10 protein-coding genes are annotated in these 12,220 nt (G+C 67.1%); 8 read left to right on the top strand and 2 right to left on the bottom strand.

What is annotated here, in order from left to right; all coding sequences use genetic code 11:
• Positions 1-16 precede the first annotated feature (16 nt).
• The 8 genes from C7401_RS38955 to C7401_RS38920 all read left to right on the top strand — a co-directional run bounded on the left by C7401_RS38955 (position 17) and on the right by C7401_RS38920 (position 8,132).
• Positions 17-1,627: a sugar ABC transporter ATP-binding protein gene (locus C7401_RS38955; protein WP_112177401.1), complete on the top strand. Its 1,611-nt coding sequence runs from the start codon at positions 17-19 to the stop codon at positions 1,625-1,627.
• Positions 1,617-2,657, top strand: a complete 1,041-nt coding sequence (locus C7401_RS38950; RefSeq protein ID WP_112177375.1) for an ABC transporter permease — start codon at positions 1,617-1,619, stop codon at positions 2,655-2,657. The genes C7401_RS38955 and C7401_RS38950 overlap by 11 nt, the downstream gene beginning before the upstream one ends.
• Before the next feature lie 19 nt (positions 2,658-2,676).
• The gene (locus C7401_RS38945; RefSeq protein ID WP_112177374.1) at positions 2,677-3,009 is read left to right on the top strand and encodes a UxaA family hydrolase; all 333 of its coding nucleotides are present in this window, start codon (positions 2,677-2,679) and stop codon (positions 3,007-3,009) included.
• Between the two features lie 32 nt (positions 3,010-3,041).
• Positions 3,042-4,358, top strand: coding sequence for a UxaA family hydrolase (locus C7401_RS38940; protein WP_112177373.1), 1,317 nt, complete (start codon positions 3,042-3,044; stop codon positions 4,356-4,358).
• 44 nt (positions 4,359-4,402) lie between these two features.
• Positions 4,403-5,440, top strand: coding sequence for an aldo/keto reductase (locus C7401_RS38935; protein WP_112177372.1), 1,038 nt, complete (start codon positions 4,403-4,405; stop codon positions 5,438-5,440).
• 3 nt (positions 5,441-5,443) lie between these two features.
• Entirely contained in the window at positions 5,444-6,301 is an 858-nt protein-coding gene (locus tag C7401_RS38930) for an amidohydrolase family protein (protein WP_112177371.1), read from the top strand.
• A 157-nt stretch (positions 6,302-6,458) separates the two neighbouring features.
• The gene (locus tag C7401_RS38925; protein WP_112177370.1) at positions 6,459-7,202 is read left to right on the top strand and encodes an SDR family oxidoreductase; all 744 of its coding nucleotides are present in this window, start codon (positions 6,459-6,461) and stop codon (positions 7,200-7,202) included.
• A gap of 81 nt (positions 7,203-7,283) precedes the next feature.
• Positions 7,284-8,132, top strand: coding sequence for an ureidoglycolate lyase (locus tag C7401_RS38920; protein WP_112177369.1), 849 nt, complete (start codon positions 7,284-7,286; stop codon positions 8,130-8,132).
• 104 nt (positions 8,133-8,236) lie between these two features.
• On the opposite strand, the gene C7401_RS38915 is transcribed toward C7401_RS38920, so the two are convergent.
• Together C7401_RS38915 and C7401_RS38910 are read right to left on the bottom strand one after the other, a co-directional pair.
• Entirely contained in the window at positions 8,237-10,345 is a 2,109-nt protein-coding gene (locus tag C7401_RS38915) for a two-partner secretion domain-containing protein (RefSeq protein WP_181565807.1), read from the bottom strand.
• A 48-nt stretch (positions 10,346-10,393) separates the two neighbouring features.
• Positions 10,394-12,163, bottom strand: a complete 1,770-nt coding sequence (locus C7401_RS38910; RefSeq protein ID WP_112177367.1) for a ShlB/FhaC/HecB family hemolysin secretion/activation protein — start codon at positions 12,161-12,163, stop codon at positions 10,394-10,396.
• Between the last annotated feature and the right edge of the window lie 57 nt (positions 12,164-12,220).

Here is a 12,220-nt window from a genome sequence, read left to right as displayed (position 1 = left end):
TCAAATGAGCGGTCACATGAGCCGCCACACGAGCGATCGATCGGGCGATCGGGCCGCAGTGGGCAACGCGCCGCCGCCCGGCGGCGCGGTATTCACGGGCAGCCGCGAGGCGGCCGCGCGGGCGTTGCCGCCGGTCGTGGAGGCGAGCGGCGTGACGAAACGCTTCGGCTCCACGGCGGCGCTCGCCAACGTGAGCCTGCGCGTGATGGCGGGCGAGTCGCATGCGCTCGTGGGCCGCAACGGCGCGGGCAAGTCCACGCTCGTGTCGATCCTCACCGGCCTGCGCAAGCCCGACGAGGGCAGCGTGCGCTTTAACGGCGAGGCCGCGCCCGCGCTCGCCGACCGCGATGCATGGCGCGAGCGCGTGGCCTGTGTGTACCAGCATTCCACGATCATTCGCGACCTCACGGTCGCGGAGAATCTGTTCATCAATCGTCAGCCGAAGCGGCGCGGCGTGATCGACTGGCAAACCATGCGCCGCGACGCGCGCGCGCTGCTCGACCACTGGCGCATCGACGTGCGCGAGGACGCGCGCGCGGGCGACCTGACGGTAGAGGCGCGCCAGCTCGTGGAAATCGCGCGGGCGCTGTCGTACGGCGCGCGCTTCATCATCCTCGACGAACCCACCGCGCAGCTCGACGGCGAGGAAATCAAGCGCCTCTTTCGGCGCATCGACGAATTGCAGCGCGAAGGCGTGACCTTTCTCTTCATCTCGCACCATCTGCAAGAGGTGTACGAGATCTGCCAGACCGTGACGGTGCTGCGCGACGCGCGCCATATCGTGAGCGCGAGCGTGGCCGAATTGCCGCGCGAACGGTTGATCGAGGCGATGACGGGCGAGCGCGGCGGCCTGAATGTCGCGGACGCCGCCGCGCGCGAGCCGCTGCCCGCCGATGCGCCGCTCGCGCTCGAAGTGCGCGGACTCTCGGGCCACGACTACCACGACGTGTCGTTCGCGTTGAAGCGCGGCGAGGTGGTGGGACTCACGGGCGCGACGAGCAGCGGCCGCACGAGCGTGGGCGAGGCGATCGCCGGACTCGCGGCGCAGCAGGCGGGCGAGATTCGCGTGAAGGGTGCACGACTCACGCCCGGCGACGTGCCCGCGGCGCTCGCGAGCGGCGTGGGCTGCGTGCCGAAGGATCGCCATCACGAGGGGCTCGTGCTCACGCAGTCGGTGGCCGAGAACGCGTCGATGACGATTGCGGGCCTGCTCGGGCGCTTCGGCTTCGCGCCGCCCGCGAAGAAGCATCAGGTGGGCAAGCGCATGATCGAGACGCTCGGCATCGTCGCGCAGGGGCCGGAGCATGTGGTGTCCGGGCTCTCGGGCGGCAATCAGCAGAAGGTCGTGATGGCGCGCGCATTGGCAAGCAATCCTGACGTTCTCGTGCTGATCGATCCCACGGCGGGCGTGGACGTGAAATCGAAGGAAGCGCTGCTCTCGGTCGTGGACCGCGTGCGCGAGGAAGGCAAGGCCGTGCTCGTGGTGTCGAGCGAACTCGACGATTTGCGTACCTGTGACCGCGTGCTCGTGATGTTTCGCGGCGAGGTGGTCGCGCAGATGGCGGCAGGCTGGCAGGACCACGAACTGATCGCATCGATTGAAGGAGTCGATCTTCATGAAGAATAGTGTTTCGACGCCCGCATTCGCGGCGGCGCAGGGCGACGCGGCAACGGCCGGGCGCCGCGCGCGGCCGCGCATCGAGCTGGCGCGCCTGCGCGATTTCGCGCTCTTGCCCGCGCTCTTGCTGCTGATCGTGATCGGCGGCTTCGTGAGCCCGAGCTTTCTCACGCGCGCGAATCTCATCAGCGTGCTTGGTGCATCGGCTGCGCTCGCGCTCGTGGTGCTCGCCGAATCGCTCATCGTGCTCACCGGCAAGTTCGATCTCTCGCTCGAATCCACCGTGGGCATTGCGCCGGCGGTCGGCGCGATGCTCGTCATGCCCGCGGCCTCGGCGGGGTTCGGTCTGCAATGGCCCGCGTTCGCGGGGCTCGCGGCCATCGTGGTGGTGGGCGCGCTGATCGGCTTCATCAACGGCTTTCTCGTGGTGCGGCTGCGCCTGAACGCCTTCATCGTGACGCTGGCCATGCTGATCGTGCTGCGCGGCATGCTGGTGGGCGCCACCAAGGGCGGCACGCTGTTCGACATGCCGCCATCGTTCTTCACGCTCGCGACGACCATCGTGCTCGGCCTGCCGCTTTCCGTGTGGCTCGCCGCCGCTGCATTCGCCATCGCCGCGTTCATGCTGCGTTATCACCGCGTGGGGCGTGCGCTCTACGCGATCGGCGGCAATCCCGATGCGGCGCGCGCGGCCGGCATTCGCGTGGAGCGCATCACATGGGGCGTGTTCGTGCTCGGCAGCGTGCTCGCGGCATTGGGCGGTCTGATCGTCACCGGCTACGTGGGCGCGATCAATGCGAACCAGGGCAACGGCATGATCTTCACCGTGTTCGCGGCAGCCGTGATCGGCGGTATTTCACTGGACGGCGGCAAGGGCACGATGTTCGGCGCGCTGTCGGGCGTGCTGCTGCTCGGCGTGGTGCAGAACCTGCTCACGCTCGCCCAGGTGCCGTCGTTCTGGATTCAGGCGATTTACGGCGCGATCATCCTCGGCTCGCTGATGGTGGCGCGGCTCGCGGGCGGCGAGGCCCAGAACTAAGGCGAGCGGAGGACTTTCTGTGAACGGCAACGCACTCCATACCGACGCGCGCCTCATCCTGCTCGCTCCCGAAGACAACTGCCTGATTGCGGCGGCGCGTCTGCCGCAGGGCGAGATCGTGGAGATAGAGGGGGAACGCGTGACGCTGGCAAAGACGATCGAGCTGGGCCACAAGGTGGCGCGGCGCGCACTCGCCGCGCAGGAAAAGGTGCTGCGCTACGGCGCGCGCATTGGCCACGTGAGCGTCCCGGTCGCGCGCGGCGAGCATCTGCACACGCATAACCTCGAAAGCGATTATTTGCCGACCTACACGCACGACGCGGGGCATGAGTTCGTCCCGCACCAGCACTAGATGCGGCGCTTGCCGCGAGCAGGATTCACGATATGAGCGAACCCAACGTCACCCCTACACGCGCTGCCGAGCCGGTGCTGGAAGGCTGGCCGCGCAGCGACGGCCGCAAGGGTATCCGCAATGTGGTTGCGGTGGCCTATCTGGTCGAGTGCGCGCATCACGTGGCGCGTGAGATCGTCGCGCAGTTCCGCGAACCGTTCGACGCCTTCGACGATCCGGATGGGGCAAGCCAGCCGAAAGCGCCGCCCGTTCATCTGATCGGCTTTCCGGGCTGCTTTCCGAACAGCTATGCCGAGAAGATGCTGAAGCAGCTCACCACGCATCCGAACGTCGGCGCGGTGCTGTTCGTCTCGCTCGGCTGCGAGAGCATGAACAAGCACTACCTCGTGGAGCAGGTGCGCGCAAGCGGCCGTCCCGTAGAAGTCCTGACGATTCAGGAAAAGGGCGGCACGCGCAGCACGATCCAGTACGGCGTGGACTGGGTGCGCGCGGCGCGCGCGCAGCTCGCAGCGCAAAAAAAGGTGCCGATGCGCCTGGACGAACTGGTTGTCGGCACGATCTGCGGCGGCTCGGACGGCACCAGCGGCATCACCGCGAACCCGGCCGTGGGCCGCGCGTTCGACCAGTTGATCTCGGCGGGCGCGGCCTGCATCTTCGAGGAAACCGGCGAACTGGTGGGCTGCGAATTCCACATGGAGAGCCGTGCGGCGCGGCCAGAACTGGGCGCGGAGATCGTGGCGTGCGTGGCCAAGGCGGCGCGCTATTACTCGATTCTCGGTCACGGCTCGTTCGCCGTGGGCAATGCCGACGGCGGGCTCACCACGCAGGAAGAAAAATCGCTTGGTGCCTATGCGAAAAGCGGCGCCTCGCCCATCGTCGGCATCGTGAAGCCCGGTGACGTGCCGCCCACGGGCGGGCTCTATCTGCTCGACGTGGTGCCCGACGGCGAGCCGCGTTTCGGCTTTCCGAACATCAGCGACAACGCCGAGATTGCGGAACTGATCGCCTGCGGCGCACACGTGATCCTCTTCACGACCGGACGCGGCTCGGTGGTGGGATCGGCGCTGTCGCCCGTCATCAAGGTGTGCGCGAACCCGCTCACGTACCGCAATCTTTCCGGCGACATGGACGTGGACGCCGGACGCATTCTGGAAGGCCGCGCTACGCTCGACGAAGTGGGCCGTGAAGTATTCGAGCGCACGCTGGCGGTTGCGGGCGGCGAGCGCTCACGGTCGGAGGATCTCGGCCACCAGGAATTCATCCTCACGTACAAGACTTTCGAGCCGGTCGGGCCGGCGTGCCTGCCCGCGAGCGCGCGAGTACCGATTGTCGACATGACGCCGCACTGAACGAAATGGTTGCGCGTGCAACCGGATACGGGAGATTTCACGCGATGGCGCAGGAGCAACATCCCAAGGTGGCGCACCGGCGCCGCATCGGCCGCACGGCGCTCGAAGTTAGCGCATTGGGTCTCGGCACCGCGCCGCTCGGCGGCCTGTATCGCGACCTTACCGAGGAGGAGGCGCAGGCCACCGTCGATGCCGCGTGGCAAGCGGGCGTGCGTTTCTTCGACACCGCGCCGCACTACGGCCACACCAAGGCCGAGCATCGCCTTGGCGCGGCGCTGCGGCGCTATGCGCGCAACGAGTACGTGCTTTCGACCAAGGTGGGTCGCCATTTCGTGCCGCGCACGCACGCCTACGACGGCAGCGAAGGCTGGCAAAACCCGTTGCCCTTCGAGGCGATCTTCGACTACACGCGCGACGGCATCCTGCGGTCGTTCGAGGACAGCCAGCAGCGGCTTGGCCTCGTCGATATCGACATCCTGCTCGTGCACGATATCGGGCGATATACGCACGGCGAGCGCAATGAACATTACTGGCGGCAACTGAGCGAAAGCGGCTTCAAGGCGCTCGACGAACTGCGCTCGGCTGGCGTCGTGAAGGCGATCGGCTTTGGCGTGAACGAACGCGAAGTGATACGCGAGGCGATGCGCGAATTCGACATCGACTGCGCGCTGCTGGCGGGCCGTTATACGTTGCTCGAACAGGCGCCGCTCGACGACTTGCTGCCGGAGTGCGAAAAGAAGGGCGTAAGCATCCTGCTGGGCGGCGCGTTCAATTCGGGCATTCTCGCGCACGGGCTGCTTGGCGAACTCAAGTTCAACTACGGCGATGCGCCTCAAGAGGTGATCGAGCGCGTTGCACGGCTCGATACGATTTGCCGGACCTACGACGCGCCGCTCGCGGCGGCCGCGCTCCAGTTTCCTTACGCGCACCCGGCCGTGGCGACGGTGCTCAACGGCGCGCGCAGCCCGCAGGAGGTGCGCGAGAACGTTGCCTCGTTCGAAACGCCGTTGCCCCGCGAGTTGTGGCTCGCGCTGCGCGACAAGGGCCTCGTCGATCCGCGCGCGCCGTTGCCGCAGGCCTGAGCCATGTCCGACCTCATCGACGCCCACCAGCACTACTGGGACCCCGCGCGCGGCGATTACGGCTGGCTCACGCCTTCGCTGAGCGCGCTCTATCGCGTGTTCGTTCCGGCCGATCTCGCGCCGTTGCGCGCGTCGTGCGGCGTAGCGCGCACGGTGGTCGTGCAGGCCGCGCCCACGGTCGAGGAAACGCGCTGGCTGCTCGAACTCGCGCGCGACGAGCCATCGATTGCGGGCGTGGTGGGCTGGGTGCCGCTCGACGACCCGCATGCGGCTGCCTTGATCGCCGAACTCGCGCGCGAGCCGAAGCTGCGCGGCGTGCGGCCCATGCTCCAGGACTTGCCCGACGACGACTGGATCGCGAGGGCCGACACCGCGCGCGCCGTGGACGCGCTCATCGCGCACGATCTCGCCTTCGATGCGCTGGTTTTCACGCGCCACGAGGCGGCGCTCGCCACGTTCCTCGCGCGACATCCCGCGCTGCGCGTGGTGATCGATCATGGCGCGAAACCGCCCATCGCGGCGGGCGGCGAGCGCGGCTATGCGGCGTGGGCGCGGGCCATCGCGCGCTTCGCGCAGTTCCCGCGAGTGCATTGCAAGCTTTCGGGGCTCGCCACCGAGGCGGCGCCCGGCTGGGACGACGCCACGCTTGCGCCGTGGGTTGCGCATCTGCTCGCGACGTTCGGCCCGCAACGCCTCATGTGGGGCAGCGACTGGCCCGTGCTGAACCTCAACGGCGACTACGAGCGCTGGCACGCCAGCGCCCAGCGGCTCACGAAGGCGCTTTCCTCTGACGAGCGCGCGGCCGTGTTCGGCGGCAACGCGGCGGCTTTCTATCGGCTTGGGGCCGATCCAGCCGGTTAGAAAACGTTCGTCGAACGCCACGAGGCGCGCCTGCGTCGCCATAATGGCCGTTTGCGTCATCCCGACTTCTTCCCGCGATTTCATCGCTCGATCGCGGCATGGTGCGTCTACTGCAATACCGGGTATCGCCGTGCCGCGCTTCCAACCGGAGTGGCAGATGGTACAAAGACTGGCCGGCAAGACGGCCTTGATCACCGCGGCGGGCCAGGGCATTGGCTACGCGGCCGCTGAACTGTTCGCGCGCGAAGGCGCGCGCGTGATCGCCACGGACATCCGTATCGACGCGCTTGCGGCGCTGCCGGTCGAGGCGCGCAAGCTCGACGTGCTCGACGGCGCGGCCATCGCGGCGCTGGCAAAGGAAGTGGGCACGGTCGACGTGCTGTTCAACTGCGCGGGCTTCGTGCACGCGGGCTCGATACTGGAAGCGAGCGAAGAGGACTGGGACTTCGCGTTCAACCTCAATGCGAAGGCGATGTACCGGACCATCCGCGCCTTCCTGCCGGGCATGCTGGAGGCGGGCGGCGGGTCGATCATCAACATGTCGTCGGCGGCGTCGAGCGTGAAGGGCGTGCCCAACCGCTTCGTGTACGGCGCTTCGAAGGCGGCTGTGATAGGGTTGACGAAGGCGGTGGCCTCGGACTTCGTGACGCGCGGCATCCGCTGCAACGCGATTTGCCCGGGCACGGTGGCCTCGCCCTCGCTGGAGGAGCGCATCGCAAGCCAGGCGGCGGCGCAGGGCACGAGCGTTGACGCCGCGCGCGCCGCATTCGTCGCGCGCCAGCCGATGGGGCGCGTGGGCAAGCCGGAGGAAATCGCGGCGCTCGCGCTTTACCTGGCCTCCGACGAATCGGGATTCACGACCGGCCAGGCGCATGTGATCGACGGCGGGTGGTCTAACTAGTTAGACCGCGATAGACCGCAAACTTCGCCCCAGGAATTCTGACCGACTGCATAGCACTCAGACACTCAAGGAACACAGACGATGAAACTGCTTCGCTATGGCCCGAAGGGCCACGAAAAACCAGGCCTGCTCGACGCCGAAGGCCGCATTCGCGCGCTCTCGGGCAACGTGGCCGACATTGCGGGCGACGTGCTTTCCGATGCCGGTCTCGCGCAGTTGCGCACGATCGATCCGGAAACGCTGCCGCTCGTCGAGGGCAATCCGCGCATCGGGCCTTGCGTGGGCCACATCGGCAAGATGGTGTGTATCGGCCTGAACTATGCCGACCACGCGGCCGAGTCGGGCATGCCGGTGCCGAGCGAGCCGGTCGTCTTCAACAAGTGGACGAGCGCCATTGTCGGCCCGAACGACGACATCGACATTCCGCGCGGCTCGAAGAAGACCGACTGGGAAGTGGAACTGGGCGTGGTGATCGGCAAGCACGCGAAGAACGTGAGCGAGGCCGATGCGCTGAACTACGTGGCGGGCTATTGCGTGATCAACGACGTTTCGGAGCGCGAATGGCAGATCGAGCGCGGCGGCCAGTGGGACAAGGGCAAGGGCTTCGACACCTTCGGCCCGACCGGCCCGTGGCTCGTCACGCGCGATGAAGTAGCCGATCCGCAGAATCTCTCCATGTGGCTCGAAGTGGACGGCCACCGCTACCAGAACGGCAGCACGCGCACGATGATTTTCTCGGTCGCGAAGCTCGTTTCGTATCTGTCGCAGTGCATGAGCCTGCAACCGGGCGATGTGATTTCCACCGGCACGCCGCCGGGCGTAGGCATGGGCGTGAAGCCGAACCCCGTGTTTCTGAAGCCGGGGCAGACGGTGCGCCTTGGCATTGAAGGCCTTGGCGAGCAGCAGCAGAAAACCCGCGCCGCCGAGTAAGCGCGCACCGGGTGGAACGTAACGGGCCCCGGCACGCGGTCATGCGTGCCGGGGCCCGTTTGCGTCAGGCGGTCATGTCCGCGTGTGTGGCGCGGACGCGGCGCTTAGCGCATGGCTTGCAGGGTCGTGCCGACCTTAGCGTAGAAATAGCCGTCCGGGCCGAAGAAGCCGGACTGATACTTGTTCGGGTCGTAGTCCTTCATCGCGACGCGCAGGTAACCCGGGCCCGGATCGAATGCGCTCGGGTTGGCGTCCGGTTGCGGCACCGGCGGCACGATGTTGCCGTTGCCGGAGCGTACGCGGATGTCGCCGGAGATCGTGCCGCCCGCGTTCGACAGCGAGCCCACCGTGCCCGTGACGAACGTCTTCGAAACGATCGAGCCACGGTCGTTGACGAGCTTGCCGTTCACGTCGATGGTGGACGGGCCCTGCATAGCGATCGTGCCGGCCGCGTTGTCGAGCGAACTCGCGTTCACGCTCAGCCGGTCGGCCGTCGTGATGTGGCCGTTGCCGTTCAGGATCTCTTGCGCGTTGATCTGCGCGGAACCGCGCGTGGTCGACAGCGTGCCGTTACGGTTGTCGAGACTGCGTGCTTCCAGCGCGGCCAGGTCGCCAGCCTTCAGGCTGCCACGCGTGTTCAGCAGCGTGCCCGACGTGCGAACGCTCGCGCTTTTGGCGACGTCGATCATGCCGTCCGTGTTGTTGAGGCCAGAGCCTGCGCCGATCGTCGCGTTGCCCGCCGACGCGAGCGTGCCCTTCGTGTTGTCCACGTTTTGCGCGTCGATCGACAGCATGTCGCCCGCGCGCATCGTGCCATTCGCGTTGACGACGCGTGCCGCCTGGGCCGCTATGGCGCCCGTGGTCGCAGCGATCTTGCCGTTGCTGTTGTCGAGCGTGCCGCCGCTGAACTGCACGCTGTTCTGCGCGAGGACAGTGCCCTTGGCGTTGGAGAAGGTGTCGTTGGCGCTGATACGCATGTCGCCGGTCGAGTTCAGCGTGCCCGCGTTGTTGACGCGGTTGCCGGTCACGTTCAGCTGCCGGGCGGCGCTGACGGTTGCGCCCTGGTTGCTCACGTTCGCGCCCTGAAGCGTGACCGCGCCGCCCTTGACGCTGCCGCCCGAGAGCGTCAACTGGTTGCCGCCCAGCATGGCTTCGCGCGTGCCCTCCACTGAACCCGCGCTGGTCAGCGAGCTTTGCGCGTTGATGCCCACGCCTTGCGCCGAAATCGCGCCGTCGTTGCGCACGTTCGCGCCGCTGATATTCACGCTGTCACCGGCTTTCACGCGTGCGGGCGAGCCGATCGTCACGTCGCCGTTCGAAGCGATGCTCAGGTTGCCCGTGAGCGACGTGAGCGCGCCGTTGTCGCGCACGCCAACGCCCGCTTCGGTGCCGACCATGCGCACCGCGCCGTCGCCGTACATGCTGCCGAGCGACTGCACGTCGATCGCCACTTCCGGCTTCGCGCCCGTGCCCGCCTGCGCGGTCGCAGTCTTCGACGCGTAGTCGACACGGTTCGCGCCCGCAATCGCATCGATCGACTTGCCGCGCACCTGCGCGTTGACGGTGATCGCACGCGCGATCAGGTCCACGGCGCTCGACGAGCCGTTCAGGCCGTTGCCTGCCACCGAGATCGTGCCTTGCTTGACGTCGATGGCGCCCAGCGAGCCGTCCGCGTTGAGCGTGGGCGTGCCGGTGGCGAGCGTGACGCGCGGCGCGTTCAGGAAGCCGCAGCCCGAGCACGTGATGCCGGCCGGATTGGCGAGCACGACGTTGGCGCCCTGGCCCGCGACTTCCGTGGTGCCGAGCAGTTGCGACGCCTGGCCGCCGGTGACCTGCATGAGCACGAGGTTCGCGCTGCGTCCGCCGAGTGCGGCGTTGGCCTGCACGGCGCCGCCCGTCTGCGTTTGCGCGGCCTTCGTGGCGTTGTTCAGGATCACGCCGCCGGTGCCGACGTTGTACTGCGCGAAGCGGTTGTTCGACACGCCGGCCGCATTTGCCGCGACGATGTTGACGACCTGGGTGCCGTTGCCCGATGTGCCGAGCGAGGGGCGCACGGCTGCGCCCGTGTCCACGGTAATGGGCAGCGTGGCTTGCGCGCTGGCCACGAGCGGCTGCATGCCGAACGCGCACAGCGCGGCGAAGGCGCTCGCGCGAGCTGCGAACCAGAGGGTGCTGCCGGCGTGTTGGGCGTTGTTGCGATATTGCTTTGTCATACTTATTATTTCCTTTACATAACGCAGCATGGATAAAGGCGGAGTCGTTCAGACGACTGCGGTGACCTGAACGAGCAGGGTGGGCGTGCGGTTTGGAAACGCGTTGGGCTTGTAGAGCGGCCAACCGAGCGAGACGTCATAGTTGACGCCGGCCGAGAGGCGGTTCTTCGGCGCAAGCGTGCCTCGCACGCCCACCACGGTTCCCACCAGGGTGTCACCCGTCAGGTACGGCGCGGTCGGTCCGCTCACGCGGCCGGCGTCGAGGCCCACATACAACGCCTGCACGCCGATGGACGTAGGCGCGTACCAGTCGAGTTCGTTCGATACGGTCCAACCGTTTTCCGCTGCGAGCGTCGTTTGCTGGTCGAAGCCGCGCACGGCATAGCGGGTGCCGATCGTGAAGAAGTCGGGCGAGGTGACGCGTGTGCGCGCGTTTTGCCTCGTCCACGTGAATTGATACGAGAACGGCTGATTGGCCACGCGAAACGGCGCGAGCACGGAAACCGAAGCGGTTTCGATCTGCTCGCGGCCATTGAAGCCGTCGTCGTTGAGCACATAGCCGGGCTGGCGCGAGACGCCGGGCAGCGTCGCGCGCCAGCCGAGCGCGGCGTCCACCTGCACGCGGCCGAAGTAGTGGCGGTGCGAGACGCCCAGTTCATAGCCGTAGACGTCGCGGTCCTGCACGTCGACCAGCGTGTCCTGCACGTAGTTGTGATTGATCGCGCGATACAGGCGTGCGCTCAATTCGGTGCGCGACTTCGCGCCGCGTTGCACCATGCGTGAAAGCTTCACGCCCGCGCCTTTTTGCTCGCCCGTGTACTGTACGTCGCCGAACGTGAACGAGCGTGTCTGGAGATAGCTGGTGCGGTACGCGTCGAGCGCGAGCATCGTATAGCCGAGCGGCACGCTGTACGAAGCGCTGGCCTGGGTCGCCCCGAGGCCCGGTGCGCCACGGTTGGCGTTCGTGAGGCCGGAGACCTGCAACTGATCGTACTGATGCAGCGGCGAGTCGATGGTGAGGATTCCGTATATTTCATTCTTGCCGGTTGCGATCTGGCCGGCATTGTCGTAGCCGAGCGCCGCGTGCCAGCGCTTTCCATCGCCGGGAACGAGGACGATGTCCGACTCGCCGGGGTCGGCGCCGGGCAGAATGTCGAAACGTGCGTCGGCCTGGGACGAGAGCCGCCGAATGTTCTCCAGCCCCTGGTCGATGCCGTGCTGATCGAGCAGGTCGCCCCCGCGCAGCGGCAACGCGCGCGCCAGCGTGCCGATCGCTTCGTTATGCTTGCCGTTGCGCGTGTCGTTTTCCGCGTCGCTTGCCGTATCCGTCGCATCGCGGACTTCGCCAACGCGCCCGGCCATCACGTCGAGCCTGAGCGTGCCGGAGGCGAGCGATTGCGCGGGCACGGTCACGCGCGAAGTCACGTAGCCGTCGGCGATCAGCGCATTGGCGGCCGTATCCTGCACGACCTTGAGACCGTCCACACCGACGCATTGGCCCACGACAGGCGCGACCACGCGCTCCAGTGAGCGAAACGGATTATTGGCAAGTTCGACTTTGCCGATCGCGAAGCACGGCGTTTCGGCGGGCAGATGCGCGAGATCCGCCGCGCCCGCATCCTTGCTCGACGCATCCTGATCGAGCGCATTGGCGAGCGCGCCGTTGGTCGACGTGGCTTCGATGCGCTGTTGCTGCAAGCGCTGCGTGTCGGCGCCCGGCAAAGCGTCGACGACGAGGCCTTCGCTTTGCGCGAACGAGGGCAGGCTGTACAGAGCCAGGGTGGCGACGGCGATCGTGGTCTTGCTGGAGGGCGACACTGCGGCGTTCTCGTCGAGTAAACGGCCGCAGCGTAGATTCGTTACAAATCGAAATCA

The sequence above is a fragment of the Paraburkholderia unamae genome (genome assembly GCF_003268775.1).
Taxonomy (GTDB): Bacteria; Pseudomonadota; Gammaproteobacteria; order Burkholderiales; family Burkholderiaceae; genus Paraburkholderia; species Paraburkholderia unamae.
Note: the sequence above shows the minus strand (reverse complement) of the source record. Positions and strands in the feature narration are given on the sequence as shown.